17 protein-coding genes are annotated in these 14,647 nt (G+C 45.8%); 11 read left to right on the top strand and 6 right to left on the bottom strand.

Annotation, left to right across the window (positions count from 1 at the left end; translation table 11 throughout):
- Together KQX66_RS26210 and KQX66_RS26205 are read left to right on the top strand one after the other, a co-directional pair.
- Positions 1-828: IS256 family transposase (locus KQX66_RS26210; protein ID WP_216795735.1), on the top strand; the 828-nt coding region annotated here is incomplete at its 5' end.
- A 308-nt stretch (positions 829-1,136) separates the two neighbouring features.
- On the top strand, positions 1,137-1,385 hold the full coding sequence (locus tag KQX66_RS26205) for a hypothetical protein (RefSeq protein ID WP_216795734.1): 249 nt from the start codon (positions 1,137-1,139) through the stop codon (positions 1,383-1,385).
- Between the two features lie 626 nt (positions 1,386-2,011).
- Here KQX66_RS26205 and KQX66_RS26200 read toward each other — a convergent pair.
- On the bottom strand, positions 2,012-2,239 hold the full coding sequence (locus KQX66_RS26200) for a helix-turn-helix domain-containing protein (protein ID WP_216795733.1): 228 nt from the start codon (positions 2,237-2,239) through the stop codon (positions 2,012-2,014).
- Between the two features lie 171 nt (positions 2,240-2,410).
- Here KQX66_RS26200 and KQX66_RS26195 point away from each other — a divergent pair, with 171 nt between their 5' ends.
- From KQX66_RS26195 to KQX66_RS26175, 5 genes are all read left to right on the top strand, one after another.
- Positions 2,411-2,644: a hypothetical protein gene (locus tag KQX66_RS26195; RefSeq protein ID WP_216795732.1), complete on the top strand. Its 234-nt coding sequence runs from the start codon at positions 2,411-2,413 to the stop codon at positions 2,642-2,644.
- 81 nt (positions 2,645-2,725) lie between these two features.
- Complete coding sequence (locus tag KQX66_RS26190; protein WP_216795731.1) at positions 2,726-3,634, top strand: hypothetical protein; 909 nt, start codon at positions 2,726-2,728, stop codon at positions 3,632-3,634.
- Positions 3,635-4,280: 646 nt separating this feature from the next.
- Positions 4,281-4,610 carry a hypothetical protein gene (locus KQX66_RS26185; protein WP_216795730.1) on the top strand — a complete coding sequence of 110 codons (330 nt, stop codon included), beginning with the start codon at positions 4,281-4,283 and terminating at the stop codon, positions 4,608-4,610.
- A 479-nt stretch (positions 4,611-5,089) separates the two neighbouring features.
- The gene (locus KQX66_RS26180) at positions 5,090-5,743 is read left to right on the top strand and encodes an SMI1/KNR4 family protein (protein WP_216795729.1); all 654 of its coding nucleotides are present in this window, start codon (positions 5,090-5,092) and stop codon (positions 5,741-5,743) included.
- Between the two features lie 25 nt (positions 5,744-5,768).
- Positions 5,769-6,299, top strand: a complete 531-nt coding sequence (locus KQX66_RS26175; RefSeq protein ID WP_216795728.1) for a hypothetical protein — start codon at positions 5,769-5,771, stop codon at positions 6,297-6,299.
- 279 nt (positions 6,300-6,578) lie between these two features.
- Here KQX66_RS26175 and KQX66_RS26170 read toward each other — a convergent pair whose 3' ends face one another.
- Positions 6,579-6,785: a helix-turn-helix domain-containing protein gene (locus KQX66_RS26170; protein WP_216795727.1), complete on the bottom strand. Its 207-nt coding sequence runs from the start codon at positions 6,783-6,785 to the stop codon at positions 6,579-6,581.
- Between the two features lie 200 nt (positions 6,786-6,985).
- Here KQX66_RS26170 and KQX66_RS26165 point away from each other — a divergent pair, with 200 nt between their 5' ends.
- Positions 6,986-7,249: a hypothetical protein gene (locus KQX66_RS26165; RefSeq protein WP_216795726.1), complete on the top strand. Its 264-nt coding sequence runs from the start codon at positions 6,986-6,988 to the stop codon at positions 7,247-7,249.
- Between the two features lie 210 nt (positions 7,250-7,459).
- On the top strand, positions 7,460-7,864 hold the full coding sequence (locus KQX66_RS26160; RefSeq protein ID WP_216795725.1) for a hypothetical protein: 405 nt from the start codon (positions 7,460-7,462) through the stop codon (positions 7,862-7,864).
- 189 nt (positions 7,865-8,053) lie between these two features.
- On the opposite strand, the gene KQX66_RS26155 is transcribed toward KQX66_RS26160, so the two are convergent.
- From KQX66_RS26155 to KQX66_RS26145, 3 genes are all read right to left on the bottom strand, one after another.
- A complete protein-coding gene (locus KQX66_RS26155) occupies positions 8,054-8,998 on the bottom strand; it encodes a DUF4367 domain-containing protein (RefSeq protein ID WP_216795724.1) in 945 nt (314 codons plus the stop codon).
- On the bottom strand, positions 8,995-9,549 hold the full coding sequence (locus KQX66_RS26150) for an RNA polymerase sigma factor (RefSeq protein ID WP_216795723.1): 555 nt from the start codon (positions 9,547-9,549) through the stop codon (positions 8,995-8,997). The genes KQX66_RS26155 and KQX66_RS26150 overlap by 4 nt, the downstream gene beginning before the upstream one ends.
- Positions 9,550-9,703: 154 nt before the next feature.
- The gene (locus KQX66_RS26145) at positions 9,704-11,731 is read right to left on the bottom strand and encodes a peptidoglycan D,D-transpeptidase FtsI family protein (protein WP_216795722.1); all 2,028 of its coding nucleotides are present in this window, start codon (positions 11,729-11,731) and stop codon (positions 9,704-9,706) included.
- A gap of 242 nt (positions 11,732-11,973) precedes the next feature.
- Between KQX66_RS26145 and KQX66_RS26140 the strand changes: the two genes are divergently transcribed.
- Complete coding sequence (locus tag KQX66_RS26140; RefSeq protein WP_216795721.1) at positions 11,974-13,035, top strand: YiiG family protein; 1,062 nt, start codon at positions 11,974-11,976, stop codon at positions 13,033-13,035.
- 66 nt (positions 13,036-13,101) lie between these two features.
- Here the strand turns inward: KQX66_RS26140 and KQX66_RS26135 are convergent, their stop codons facing one another.
- Positions 13,102-13,380 carry a DUF3784 domain-containing protein gene (locus tag KQX66_RS26135; protein WP_216795720.1) on the bottom strand — a complete coding sequence of 93 codons (279 nt, stop codon included), beginning with the start codon at positions 13,378-13,380 and terminating at the stop codon, positions 13,102-13,104.
- A 105-nt stretch (positions 13,381-13,485) separates the two neighbouring features.
- Between KQX66_RS26135 and KQX66_RS26130 the strand changes: the two genes are divergently transcribed.
- Positions 13,486-14,577: a M24 family metallopeptidase gene (locus KQX66_RS26130; protein ID WP_216795719.1), complete on the top strand. Its 1,092-nt coding sequence runs from the start codon at positions 13,486-13,488 to the stop codon at positions 14,575-14,577.
- Positions 14,578-14,647 lie beyond the last annotated feature (70 nt).

Genomic DNA, 14,647 nt, shown 5'->3' with positions numbered 1-14,647 from the left:
TTGTATGGTGTCGAGGTCTCACCGACTCTCATCTCCAACGTAACAAACAAGATCGTACCGCTTATTAAGGAGTGGCAGAACCGTCCTCTGCAGCAGGTCTATACGGTTGTCTTTTTGGATGCCATTCATTTCAAGGTTAAGCAAGAAGGCCATATCGTAAACAAGGCTGCCTATATGGTGATCGGCATTGATTTAGACGGCAACAAAGATGTACTCGGCATTTGGATTGGGGAAAACGAATCTGCAAAGTTTTGGCTGAATGTGTTAAACGAGCTTAAGAACCGCGGAGTTCAAGACATCCTTATTACCTGCGTCGATAATCTAAGCGGCTTTTCACAAGCTATTGCAGCTTGCTATCCGAAAACAGATATCCAAAAATGCATCATCCACCAAATCCGTAATTCAACGCGATACGTCTCTTACAAGGATCTTAAGAAAGTAACAGCGGATTTAAAGCCAATTTACAAGGCGGTCACGGAAGAAGCGGCGCTGCTGGAGTTGGATCGGTTTGAAGAACATTGGGGAAGCAAGTACCCGCTCATCGTCAAATCATGGCGTCAAAACTGGGATGAACTTGCGACCTTCTTCAAATATCCGCCAGAACTTCGAAAACTCATATATACAACGAACATGATCGAGAGTTACCACCGTCAATTACGCAAAGTAACAAAGGGAAAAAGCATATTCCCAACGGACGAATCGCTACTGAAGATGCTGTATCTCTCCACTATGGACGTCGTTCGAAAGTGGACAGGTCGTGTACAGAACTGGGGACAAATTCTTCTCCAGCTTACCGTATACTATCCAGAACGCGTCCAGGTACGCTAAAAGCGGCTTTACATGGAGGGGTGGGCATGATAGGCTGAATGCCTTGGCGATGACCATGTTTTAGGGAATCGCCGCATCGCCGATCATCATGCCCACAGAGGCTCCATGTCAAGCCGCGGCACCGCAGTTTGATAGATCGATTTTGAGAGCTTACACAAAATTCTTGACAGACTCATTACTGACATTATTCTACAATTTTTTCGCCAGATAATGCCCTTTTTCTGCGAGATGATCATTTGATAAAGAATACAGAGGAAACTTTAGTACAATTTAAAAGCAACAATAAGAATAGAGAGAGGTTGGTTGTTATGTTTAAAAAAGTTTCTGGTGTCTTCTTGTCACTTTCATTGGCTCTTGTTTTCACCGTCTCGTCCCAAGCGCTTGCTGCCGAAAAAGATGTGACTGAAGTCAAGTACTATACAGGTCATGTTGATTGTCCAAACACTCTTTCTTACAACAAGGGTGGGTACAAAGGAACATTAAAATGGTTTAAAACAGTGTGGTTGAATAAATTAAACACGACCCAGTGTCATTTCTCGGGAACTGTCAAGAACTAATACCATTCAAGAGAGCCGCCAATATTAAATGGTGGCTTTTTGTTTTAAATCGAGTGATAAAGAAAAGATGATTTCAATGTGCTGTGAAAAGGCACATGAAATTTAAAAAGCACCTGGAAACTGGTCTTTGATATACCAGCGGGAAAGTTACATGACATATATGTCATACATAGGAATAGAGCGTGAATTGATATGAGATGTCGGCATCGCGTCACTGCCCTTCCCTGCGATGGAAATCGGAAGAAACAAGATATGTATGTAGTACATACAAGATGTGTGTAAACTGGTTATAGCAATCGATAATAACTAAGCGGTTCTCAGGTGTCGCTTTCGATGGTAATCCATGTTGGTCATATTAAAAGTTGCGAGAACTGCCAAGAGCTATCGATGGCCGTGCCGTTGGTCCGCCGGTGATCGCCCGTGGATGGATATGGTACATAATATGAATGTAGCACAGATAAAAAGTGCGAGTGTTGCCCGGAACTGTGTCCATGATCGTTATTCGGGGGATATTTTAAAGACAAGATTTATATTCCACCCAATATATCAAAACTTTCAAAAGCTTATTCCGACTTGAACTTAAAGTAGGAATAAGCTTATTTTATAGTTCGGGAGATGCAAGGAAATTAAAGCAAGGTTCGATTATTTGAGCGGCCAACCAGGTAATCAAGACTCACTTCGAAATAGTCAGCAAGAGCAACGAGGGTCGGAACACTTGGAATATTCTTTCCTTTTTCCAACGAACTCATGGCTTGTTTTGTGATGCCTAAATGTTCTGCCAAGTCTTTGGCCATTATTTTCCTTTCGTTGCGGAGTTCAAGTAACCTTGCGGAAAAGGACTCTTTGTTAAACATATAAAAACTCCTTGACAGTCAATTATTAATTTACTATTATCTAAAATATAGTCAATTATTAGTTGACTATATGGGGGGGAGAACGTAAGGACAGTACAGCTAATGCAATTCTACCAATATTAATTCTGTAATGAAAGAGGGGGGGGGCGACACTCTTTGGAGGATGCAAGCATGCAAGATATCGCAGAAACCTACCAACAAGAGGAGATTCATTTACTCGGAATGATTCAAGTGTGCGAAACGTGCAGAGATATTATTTTGAACTTTGTGCGGCAGCAAAACGGTAAAACTGACGGTATCGTAATGGAAGACTTGCTGATATCCCTTTTTAAAGTAGAGATGGAACAACGTGAGAATTTGCTTCATACGCAATTAGCCAAAGCAAGACTAAGCAGCGTTACGTAGAAAGCTTTTTGTCACTGGAAAATCAGAATTAGACGAATTGAACGCTAACAAGCGCAAGATGGTTTTGGAGGGAAGAATAGCGTGGAATTATCCTATTATTTCTACACTGATTTTCAAACCAGAGAAGAAATAGATGAATTTTTACTGGAGCAAGCGAGAAAGGCAGTTGAGGATCGGGCTGATTTTAAAATTAGCAGGCAGGAGGAGAGTGAAGAGGGCGAAGGAGATACGCTGGATTTTATCTGCAAATCCTTTTGCGTCAGTACGAATTTAAGCTTCGTCCAAGATATAGCCAAAGAATTTGATCTCGATGTAAATTTTCGCTTGTTGATCAGCGTTTATCCTAGTGGAGGCGCGAAGTTTATCCAGTTCATAGGTAACTTACTGAGTGGGACAACGGGAGATGCTATATTGCTAGATGAACATGATATTAAAGTGCTGGAAAGAAGACGCGAATCTGTAGCCGTGAATAACTATTATTTTGATGGAGATTTTAGCAACCTCGGGCTTCCTTATGCCAACGGGTTTTATCAAAAGTTCGTGCTGCAGGTAGCTGTTAGTAATATGAACAGTGATGTTATACAAATGTTAAAACCTGAAATCATTCATATAGCTAACGATTGTATTGACGAATGCAAAATGAATCTAATCGAAGATCCTGATATTCGATCCGAGTTCGGGATTTGCTGGAATGATTTCAAAGTAGATGTGCAAAAGAGGGGAAAAGGAATAAATCATGTTGGTCAAGTGATAAGTATATCCGGCGGGCATATTTATACCGATCAGCATAATCCCGGTTTAAAAGTAATGATGAATTTCTTCAAACGGGTACTGGAACGTTTTGAAGGCGATTGCGAACTAAGAATTAAAGAAGGATACCTGATCAGGGATTATAGAGAAATTGTTTTATTGGAAAGAACAGATGGTGTGATAACCGTAAATGAAAAAGCGAAGGAAAAAAGTTTATTAGATGAAGTTGGTCTTGGTTGAACAGGATCTATTCAGATTGATAATCAAGGCACTTAACCATTAGCTAAATTAAATTTTGAAAGGCTGGTTAAATGTTAAGCATTTGCTCCCATAATGGAAAGAGCTGACTGGTTCCAGTTCTGTGAATCTTACCACTTTATTGCTGCAAACCTAAAGTTTTCAATAAACAAGGTCGATAAAGACGTATGCGAAATGATTACAAAAAACTCATAAGTCTCCTCGGTTGATCGTATGGGGAGAGATCCGTATGGGAGTTTGGGTCATCGCCTTTGGAAACATCGAAGTGGGACCTTTTGAATTGACGCTTCATGCGAAGCTGACTTTAACCGGGATTGTGCCGGAAGAGCGCGGAGGGACAGCTACGTCCAAATGGCCAACGCGTCGCAACATACGCGTCCTTGAGGCTGCAGCTTTGGCGATGCTATTTCGTTCCGCAAGCGGCGCCAGCTTGTTCTGGGGCCGCAAGGCCGTTCGGGCACGGGGAAATCGAGGAGGATTCGGGGGATTAATTAGAACGGGATGCCCCATGAAAACCACTACCGAATGTATGTTTGATTGTGGTATACCGAACTTAGGTTCACATTAAAAGAGTTACCTGTGTTAATTGGAGAGTTAAAACGTAAATATAACCGGGAAGGATGTTTATATGATTATTTGGAAGGGTCTAGGCATTTTGAATATTGTTGTTCTAGCGATTATGTTTGTTATAGTTAATCTTTTACTATCCGCTTTGGGGCTTAGGTCAATAGATTCCAAGCTGCCGCTGGCTTTTGGCTTCATTGTATCGGGAGTTATTATCTGGTATATGGGGAAAGCACTTAACGCCAAATCGGGCAAAGTGCTAGTTGATGTGGAAACGGGACAACACTATAAACTGGGCACCTCGCACAGTCTGTTTTTCATCCCTATGCATTATTGGGGCCCTGTCAGTCTAGTGATTGGATTCATTTTAATAGTTGCATCGATATTTACATAACCCTGATTGTAGAAACATGAACAATTTCCAGATCAAAAAGTGGTCTTTTTGCATTTGGTTCTTGTCGCGGTGGCAGGTGAAAAAGCCCCATCAGTGCCGAATGAATCTGGCGCACAATAATAAAACAGGTCGATTATGGTTATTTACCATCATGATCGACCTGTTTTTGCAAATTATAACCTATGAAGCTTGCACAATGGCTGTACTAAGTTGACAGGCGAGCCCGAGACCGTCCCGCCCGTGTCGGCAAACTAGCTAACCTACGATGCCGAATATGTGCGCACCTCCATGATCTGGAACGGCAAGACCACACGTTATGTGGTCACCCAAAATGCCGATCTGACCCAAGTCTCATGGAGTTGGAGGACAAAGCGTATTATGTATATGGACTGGGGCTCGTCGGTCGTAAGGATGCCTAGGGAGAATATAGGATTTGTTTGATAAGCGACAAGTATGATTGACGGAGGAAGCATAGGAGTATGGACTATATTACGATAATTAACAACTTTCGTCTGAGTCTTGAAAGAAATGGTATGGATTCTCATGAAGTAAAAATAGCCTTTAGAGAGGCTGATTTAGTTGACCTCAATTACCTACGGGATCTTTATGGAACATACAGCAAGTCATCTTCGTTTTATAATGAAGAAGATTTAAAAGATCTAAAAAAATATGTAATACCTGAAAGTGTTGTTGATTTCTACCGTGTTTTTGAACCTAATCATATACCTCTATTAAGTGGTGGAATAGGGTTAATGGCGTTAGAGTCAATAAAAATGGAGAACTCTTCGGCCTCCTCAAGTATGTATCTAATAAAATATGGCCTACTAACAATAGCTACTACAATAGGAGGCCACGTCATTTGTCTTGATTTAAATACAACAAATCATAATCAACCTCGTGTAGTAATGGCAGAGCAGTCTTTTTGTTCCTACAATGAGGATTTAGATGTGGTAGAATGCGTGCTAGTCCCTGATGAGATTGCTGAAAATTACGCCGATGATGAACCAATCGTCTTGTCATACGATTTAATCAAACAATGCCTCCCAGAAATAGCCGCATCCTTTCATGAATTTTTAGAAAAACTATCAAGTGAATCATATGAGAATATAGAGGATGATTTTCTAATCATATAATTATAACCATTGAAAGGTGAAGAATATGAATGAACTATTAATCGAAAAAATAGATAAAATTATGGAGATCTTAAGTGAAGACTACCCGCAAAGTCTGACCTATGGTGAAATTGTTAAAGATATTGCCGGGGAACAATTCACAAAAATCGATAATAGTATTTTAGAAGATTATTACTTTATTACGAATAGATATGAGAGATTAATTGGAGGAGTTATCAATGTATTTAGCCAACGGAAAGTTGACAAAATTCAATTTTATGTGGAGGAAATGCTACAGTATGATGGTGAGTGGATTTGTATAGGAAAAATTGAAAGATACCCCTTGTTTATTAATAAGGTAGATGGTCATGTAACTTGTTTATTTGGAGAACCATTAGATCAAGATTATGTCTTGGAGTCATATGGAGACTTCAATAATTTTTTACTTAACTATTTTTTAGGGGAACAATATGGAGAAATTGGGTTGAAGTTTGTTGAATCTGGAGGGAGTATAGATACCGTTGGCTCTAAAGATGATGAATGGTATAAAGTGTTAGAAGAGAATCATTTATTATAATACTCAACTATTTGGAACTCTCTTTCCAAGGCTATTGATTTTTGATAACCAGGCCATTATTTCATCCATAATTCGTCTAACGTTTTTGCGGATTTCGGCAACGGTGTGATTGACATGTTGTTAATCACATAAACCATCCGGGCCGAAGGTGAAGTCTGTAAAAATATTTATAAAGGCTTATTCCAACTTGAACCGTGAGTTAGGAATGAGTTTTTTTTGCATGCCTTTTCAGGGCAATCGTCGGATTGCCGGCTAGGAAATAGAATGACCCTGCGGGGCTTAGTCGTCCTCCAACACAAGAAGTTCATGTAAGCTGACATTAAGCGTCCTACAAATCTGTTCTAAGGTATCAAAGTATGCGGCATTTACTTTATCGGAGCAAAGATGACTTATTGTATTGGGGCGAACATTCATTAACCGGGCTAACTCCCGTTGTGACATTCCTTTTTCTTCAATGATTTCTTTTAATCTTAGCCGAACTGGCATACCATTCTCACCTGTTGTTTTTACTTATAACTATAAACCTCTATAGAACTAATTTCAAAGAAAAATGCTTGATTGTATCTGTATTCCGATATATAATTTTGATTAATAACGGAGTAGCGTTACAAAAATTCAAATTTTCCAGTGGAGGTAATATTAATGAATGCATTGGACTACAGCCGTCCTACGAGGAGGTTCCCGATATGGAAATGACCGAAACTACCCTTAAGGACCGATTGGATGCCGAAGAACGAGACCTGATGCGGCAAATTCAAACCTATGAAGCTTGCACCATGGCAGTATTAAATATGACCAGTGGTCAATTAACATCATTACATAAATTAGCGGTTGAGGACATTGTTTCGACCCTTCATCGCGCAGCCCTTGATCTGCAAACCGAATTGCTGTATGTGCGGTTAGAAAAGGCGCTGAGCCTATCGTCAAAACAAGAAACAGGATTGGCCTAAGAGCAAGGAGATACGCAACTTTACCGAGAGGTTAAATAAAATAATGATCACGTTAACTTCAAAAATTTGTAACTTTTGGATAAAAAGTTCGGGCAATTTTACTGAAAAATATTTCAAATAAAGGGTTGATATGGTATTAATTGATTGAGGGCACTGGCCAGACCTCAAAATTTATCTTTTGCACGGTGTTATTCGGAGGAGGATAAAGAAATGAAAAAAATGACAACTGCTTTAACGATTGCCGTGGTTGGAGCAAGTCTTGTCTCAAGCCCCGGCTTTGCGGCGGAAGGAACCCCGGTTCCACAACCGTCTCAACAGCAGATCATTGTCGCGCCGCCGGAAGGCGTGGTTACGTATCGTTTGGAGCCGGGTGCTGTAGCGGTTGCCGGTCCTTATGTACTCCAGCCGAACGAAGGCATCCGCATCACCTCGATTATCGCCGACGAGTATGATTGGTGGCTTGTGGATCTTCGAAATAACAACCAGGCGATCCGTAAAGAGCAGGCGGAAAACAACACGATTTATGTGAAACAGAGCAGCCAGTATATGCTTTTTATCAAAAATAAAAAGCAATGCACCAGCTTTTTGAAGGTAAATATTCGGGTGGTTCGCTAGTTTCATTTCAGGCAAAGTGCAGTTCCTTCACGCTTTTAATCTCGTTCCGAGAAATATTATAGAGCAGTAAGGTCGTAAGGACTCCCGGCCGGGGGTCTTTTTTTCATTTTAATAGTAAGCGTAAAAAAGCTCCCCGCCTTAAGCAAGCAGAGGAACTTTTTATGCTATTGATGATTCGGCATGTTAATTTTAGTTCAAGAACGCTTCGGCGATTTTAACCAGGTCCTCTTTGCTCATGTTGGCGGATTCGTCGAGTTGATACGTATATTCGCCGTCGATGTTCCATGTGATATTTTTATTTCCGCCTTTTCTGTCTTTGTCTTTATATTCCGTGTAAAGCATCTCTACTCCCTTAACCGTGATTTTTTCCTGCTCGAAGTCAATTTTCTCATCCACGTAAGCTGTAAACGTATCCTTGGATTTGATGACAGTAACGGCTACTTCTTGGTCCCCTTGTTTATAAACGGTTCTGAAATGTAAAAGATCATCAGACAGCTCAATCGGCATCATCGCATAATCCTTACCCGATTCCTCCGCCTGCTTCCGCAGCTTTTCCGCCGTTGCCGCCTTTTCGTCCGGAGCAGGAGGATTCACCTCATTGATTGGGTTAAAGAAGACCTTGGCGTTTTCGAATTTGTAGTTCCCTTCCAGATGGTCAAGAATCTTAATCGGCTTGCCTGCCATTTTGGCACGGAGTGCGGACACATCGTTAAAGACGAACGGCTTGAATCTGGTGTCCGTTTGCTTGTTCGAATTGTTCGGAACGATATAAAAGATCGCTGCCGAACCATCCGGCAACAGCTCTTCCGCCAAATCCCGGCTCATTCCTATGCGTCGGGTATCTTCTTCCGAATATTTGGCCTGGGGAGGAGCCTGCTTCAACGGTTTCACCTCATAAACCGCTTGGCCTTGTTCGTTTTTCAATGCCCCGTACTTCACCGCTGCAAACCCTGAAGATACCGTCAACAGCATTCCCATTGCGACCAACACACCGACTTTATATTTCACAAAAAATCGCTCCTTCTTGTCCCGCTCGGCATACAGTTTCTTCATTACTTGTCCAGTCAAGTCAGCATCGGGAATATGCGGGTCATGAAAAAGTGCTTTCAAATCCTGATCCTTGTCCAATGTCATACGAATCCCACTTCCTTCACTTGAGCATAGTACTTCCGGAACTTTGCAGCCGAACGTCCGTATTTTTTTCGAAGATTGGCGCTGCTTTGATTCAGAATCAGGCTGATTTCCTCGTAGCTCTTATCCTCCACACAGCGCAAAATTAACAGGTTCCGTTCTTCCACGGATAATCTCGATAGGGCTTGGTGCACAAATTCATTGAAATAGTTGGCTTCGATCTGCAGATCTATAGGTTTATTTTCCTTGTCGTCCCGGTAAAAGAACGGCAGATATTTGGCCAGCTTGCGCTTGCGAATCACATCGATGCATTGATTGTAGGCAATCTTGTATAACCAAGCGCCGAATGGCACATCCCGGTTATACTTCTGCAGATTGCGAAATGCCTTCAAAAATACTTCCTGTCCGCTATCCTCGGCTTCCGTATCGCTGCCCAGCATGTGATAACAATAGCGGAAAATCGCTTTTTGGTAATGCTGCACGATGTTCTCGAATTTTGCGATATCCCCCTCCAGGACGTCAGCGATCATCTGACGCAGTTCTGAATCATCCACCTCGCTCACTTCCTTTCACCCTGTACAACGAATCATCCGCGCTGAAGTGTGACAGTAATAACAGAATAATTAAATTCGCGCCAGCCGGGCAAGCAAGAAAAAACAAGGCTTACTCCAACTCATCATTCGAGCAGGAGCAAGCCTTTCCACATGCTTATTTATCGGCGGGCGCTTTGGCTCCCTTGGGCACGCCGTCCAGGCCGTAATATTGGTCGTACGCATCGAAGATTTTGCGGGCGATCGGTGCGGCACCCCATGCGCCGAATCCGCCCTCCGGGACGACGACGGCTACGGCGAGCGTCGGTTTGTCCAGAGGCGCGAAAGCGATGAATACGGCGTTGTCGACCAGCTTTTTGCCGACGGATTGCGTTGAGGTGCCGGTTTTGCTGGCAAAAGAATACGGGAACCCGTCGAAGCCCTGTACCTTGACAGCAGCCATCCCTTGCAGCACCGCGTTCCACTCGGCCGCGGCAAATTCCGTTTCGTCCAGTACGACCGGCTCGTCGAATTTCTGGATCAGCTGGCCCCTGTCGTAGCTCTCAATCTTGTCCACCAACAAAGGCTTGAGCCTTTTTCCCCGTGTGGCGAGGGTGGTGGCGAATTGGGCCAATTGCAGCGTCGTGTAACGTTCGTTCTGACCCCAGGAGGCAAATACCATCCGGGATTGGAACGATTCGCCCTTGTTCGTTTTAAACTCGTTGACGCCTTTATACTCTCGCGGCAGGCCGCTTTGCGTGGAAACCCCCAGCCCGAACTTGGCCAAATAGTCCTCCCACACGTCTACGGCTTTTTCGCCGTACTTCGAGTGCAGCTCATTGCCGATTTTGGCCGACATAAACGTGTTGGACGAGTGCGCGATGGCCGTGGCCGGCGTCAGCCACCCGTATGCGACCCGGTCGGAGTTGGTTAAGCGCGAGTTGTCCTTGCCGTAGGTAAAGACGCCGGTATCGTAATATTGGGTTCCGGGATGGATGAGTCCTTCCTTGAAGCCGATCAACACGGACAACGGCTTGATCGTCGAGCCCATATACACGATTGAAGTGGGATGCTTGGTCCATTCTTCCTTCGGAAAATTGCCATAGGCGGTCGTAATGGTGCCGTTGTTGACAAAAGGCTGGATACTATCGTAATCGCTTTTCGTCGAGAATCCGCTGATCCATAGATTCGGATCGTAATCCGGCATGCTGGCCATGGCGACCACTTTGCCCGTCTTCACCTCCATCGCTACCGCATACCCCGCCCGGGCATTCGGGGCGTGTGCGAACCGGTTGCCGGAGGCTTGCAGCGTTGCCAGATGGTCCATAATGGCTTGTTCCGTCATCAGTTGGACGTCTTTATCGATCGTTAAATACAGGTGATTGCCCTTCTTCGGGGGTTGCAGCGTCACCTCGGGGCCGGCAATTTTATTGGCCGCATTGACCGGAAACGCTTTGTATCCGCTTTCGCCACGCAGCTCCTTTTGATACATCAGCTCGATGCCATCGAATCCGACATCCTCCGTATCGACGTAGCCCTCCGTATTTTCTTTCTTTTTATAAAAGGAAAGTCCGTACTGCGGTTCCCGTGCGGCAGGAAACGGCTTCATATAGCCGACCAACTGAACGGCAACCGTATTTTCCCGGTCGTAGGTCCGCGTGCTTTCCTCGATGACTTGAACCCATTTCAGTTCATCGCGCCACTCCCCGATATACGCGATTTCATCGCGGGTGAGATCGGTCTTGATCCGGCGGGGGACGTAATAGAAGGAAGGCTCCTTGGTTTTGGCTTTCGTCAGATCGTAGCCGACATCCATAAGCCTGATGATGTCTTCGGCGGACAGTTTTTTTGGAGATGGGGCTCCGCGTTCCGAGAAAATTCGTTCCAGCTCGCGCGCAAGGGCAATGACCTCATCCTGCGTTTGCCCTTGCTCGATCCGAAAATAAAGCGATTGGGTAGGCGTGGTATAGGCGATCGGAGCGCCTTTGCGATCGAAAATATTGCCCCGGGTGGGCGGTATGGGCGTGTTTTTATGGTTGGCTTCCTCATTCTTCAAATGTTGGCTTTCCACAAGTTGAAGCATGGCAAGCCGGAGAATCAAGACCGAGAATAAGCAAAACGTAATAAAGAAAAAGACATTAATTCTGGATGCAAGGGGAAGTCCGCTGCTTGGCGGACGCATCCGTTCGGCTAACTTTTTCAACATCGTGCCTCCTGAGCGGGAAAAGGAAGAAATTACTGCAATTGTACAGACGATCCAACAAGGAAAAAAGGTGCATAAGCCGTGAAAAAAAGGGGGATTTATTTTTTTATACATTTCAAAATTGTGAAAATTACCACCTTACTGCGTTTTGTGCTAAAGCTTTCAAGCCCATTCGCCGATAAAACAAGCTGGTAACTATTTGCCAGATCTGGACCGAAAATTTAAATCGCTTGGAGGCTTATATTTTGAAAAAGTTCAGCTCATTTGTTGCGCTCGCGCTGCTATGCACGATGTTTACCGCCTGCTCGAATCTGAAAATAAACCGGCCGGCTGCGGAGCCAAGCGGCACGACGGCCGACAAAACGTCCGGAGACGCGTCGGGTTCGAAAAAAAACGACGGGGCGAACATCGAGGAATTGGAAGAGGCGATGGACGTCCAAAAATATAACGCGTATGTAGGCCTGAATAATTTTATGACCGGACGGTTAGATCAGGTGTTAACCGATTATTTTGACAAGTTTGGCGATGAAGAGCAGCCTGTCATTGACAAGAACTTCAGCTTTACCATGCTCTCGATTTCATCGGGCGACGCGAAAGCTTTGGAAACGCAGTTTGGCTTCGCCGATAAAGCGCCTGCCTTTCCGGCAATCGATCCGGTTGTCGTCCGATTGAAGCCGGCGATGAACGATCTGACGGCGATCCTGAGCGAGGCCCGCGAGTATTATAAAACCAAAGGGTATGTCGATGACCATTTTGCCAAAGCCAAAGAAATGCATCCGAAGATCGTCAAGGCGGCGGATGCGTATTATGCCGTCGCGGACGAGTACTTGAAGGCGATGGCCGGCATGGGAGCCGAGCGCAAGAAGGAAAGCCTGAAGAAATTCCAGGAGAATGACGAGCAGATCAGGTACGGGGCTTTGAAGTTTTTGGTCGATGCCCAGGCGCTGTCCGCCGAGATGGAGGAGCAGGGCGTAACGGCCAAAAACATCCTGGATCTGGACATGGAGAAGTTTAGAGCGAAGTACGATCCGCTGGTGGACGATCTTAAAAATCTGACACAGCACGCCCAGGACGAGCAACGGCTGAAGAAAGAAAAGATAGAAAGCTATACCTTGAATTCATATATAGAAGAGGCTCAAAAGGTCAAAGTGGCTGCTTCCGACATCATTGAGCGCGTGAACAAGAAACGCAAGGTGGACGAGTTTGATTTGAAAAGTCGTTTCTTTACCGAGAATCAAGACGGCACGCCGGAAAAGTTCGAAAAGATGCTTCGCGAAGCCATCCAAAAGTACAACCGCTTGAAGTAGGAGTTGGACTCTCCCGTGCCCGAGGCGGCATTTCGCCGCCCGCCGGGAACATCGTACCTTGGCCAATCAGTCCACCATATTCATGTTCACATAGACGAGCAGGATGACATATCCCAGGATAACAAGAGGAACGAGGGCGTTTCCGTAAGGAAGGTTGAGTGCGCCGGCCAGGACGAAGAGCACGCTAACAATCAGATTGTAGGTCCCGACGATTTTGGCCAGCTTCTCCTTATCGCGGACCCGGCTTTCGTTGAAACCGGATAAAAAACGGGTATATTTTTTCGCGCCGATCAGATAAGCTAAGAGATAGGTGATGAATCCCAGCAGAATGAGATGATAGTTCATAGGCAAGAACCTCCTCGTATCATCGTATATTCATAGCCTTTGATTTCATTATACCAAGGATTTGTCGCCCCGGCATGAAAACATGAAGGGCAGGGGAGATTGGATATGAACGACAGAATCGCGAAGCTGCAAGCTTATATGGAGAACCATGCATTGGACGCGGTACTGATTACGCTGCCGAAGCACGTATTTTATTTGACAGGCTACGCCTCGGACCCGCACGAACGCTTCCTCGGACTGCTGCTCGCCCGGGGAGAGGAGCCGACGCTGGTCGTCCCTGCGCTGGACGAAGAAGCTGCGCGGGGCGCGGCCAAGGGTGTCGGCGCGTTCGCTACCCATACGGATACGGACGATCCGTACGCCGTGCTCAAGGGGCTGCTGCCGGGAGGAATCCGGCGGTTCGGCCTGGAGAAGACGCATCTGACCGTCAGCCGGTTCGAACGGCTGAACGAGGCGCTCGGCGCTTCGGAATACGTCGATGTGGACGAGCCGCTCCGCGAGATGCGGGTCGTGAAGTCGGACGACGAAATCGTGCGGTTGAAGCGGGCCGTGTCGCTGGTGGAAGAGGTGCTCCGGCGCGGGCTGGAGAAGGTTGCGCCGGGAGTCACGGAAATCGAGATTGTCGCCGAGCTGGAATACCAGATGAAGAAGCTCGGCTCGGAAGGCCCGTCGTTCTCCACGTCGGTCTTGGCAGGGGAAAAGTCAGCGATGCCGCACGGAACGCCGGGGCTGAGAAAAATCCAAAGCGGCGAGCTGCTGCTGATCGACTTGGGCGTCTTCGCGGACGGTTACGCCTCCGATATTACGCGGACCTTCGCCGTCGGAGATATCGACGACGAGCTGAAGCGCATTTACGACACGGTGCTGCAGGCGAATTTACGGGCGATTGAGGCGACGAGGCCCGGAGTGACGTACGCCAGCATCGACAAGGCGGCCAGAGATGTGATCGAGGCGGCCGGGTACGGTCCGCAGTTCGTGCATCGGCTCGGCCACGGGCTCGGCATCGATATCCACGAGTTCCCGTCGATACACGCCGGAACGGCCGATCTACTCGTTGCGGGAGCGGTTTTTACGGTCGAGCCGGGCATATATGTCCCGGGGCTTGGCGGCGTGCGCATCGAAGACGACGTCCGGGTGACCGACAGCGGCGTCGAGGTGCTGACGTCGTTCCCGAAGGAACTGACGGTGATCGGGTAAACGGCATGAAGAAAGGTCTACTTGCTTGTCCTTCGGACGGGCAGGCAGACCTTTTTTGTATGGGCGAATA

The organism is Paenibacillus oleatilyticus (genome assembly GCF_018998565.1).
Taxonomy (GTDB): Bacteria; Bacillota; Bacilli; order Paenibacillales; family NBRC-103111; genus Paenibacillus_G; species Paenibacillus_G oleatilyticus.
This window is presented reverse-complemented; position numbering and strand designations above follow the sequence as displayed.

Coding starts and splice junctions, on each gene's coding strand:
- KQX66_RS26205 (WP_216795734.1), top strand. CDS start 1,137: ATGTTTAAAAAAGTTTCTGGTGTCTTCTTGTCACTTTCATTGGCTCTT.
- KQX66_RS26155 (WP_216795724.1), bottom strand. CDS start 8,998: ATGACATTGGACAAGGATCAGGATTTGAAAGCACTTTTTCATGACCCG.
- KQX66_RS26200 (WP_216795733.1), bottom strand. CDS start 2,239: ATGTTTAACAAAGAGTCCTTTTCCGCAAGGTTACTTGAACTCCGCAAC.
- KQX66_RS26180 (WP_216795729.1), top strand. CDS start 5,090: ATGGACTATATTACGATAATTAACAACTTTCGTCTGAGTCTTGAAAGA.
- KQX66_RS26135 (WP_216795720.1), bottom strand. CDS start 13,380: ATGAACTATCATCTCATTCTGCTGGGATTCATCACCTATCTCTTAGCT.
- KQX66_RS26170 (WP_216795727.1), bottom strand. CDS start 6,785: ATGCCAGTTCGGCTAAGATTAAAAGAAATCATTGAAGAAAAAGGAATG.
- KQX66_RS26145 (WP_216795722.1), bottom strand. CDS start 11,731: ATGTTGAAAAAGTTAGCCGAACGGATGCGTCCGCCAAGCAGCGGACTT.
- KQX66_RS26165 (WP_216795726.1), top strand. CDS start 6,986: ATGGAAATGACCGAAACTACCCTTAAGGACCGATTGGATGCCGAAGAA.
- KQX66_RS26175 (WP_216795728.1), top strand. CDS start 5,769: ATGAATGAACTATTAATCGAAAAAATAGATAAAATTATGGAGATCTTA.
- KQX66_RS26160 (WP_216795725.1), top strand. CDS start 7,460: ATGAAAAAAATGACAACTGCTTTAACGATTGCCGTGGTTGGAGCAAGT.
- KQX66_RS26185 (WP_216795730.1), top strand. CDS start 4,281: ATGATTATTTGGAAGGGTCTAGGCATTTTGAATATTGTTGTTCTAGCG.
- KQX66_RS26130 (WP_216795719.1), top strand. CDS start 13,486: ATGAACGACAGAATCGCGAAGCTGCAAGCTTATATGGAGAACCATGCA.
- KQX66_RS26195 (WP_216795732.1), top strand. CDS start 2,411: ATGCAAGATATCGCAGAAACCTACCAACAAGAGGAGATTCATTTACTC.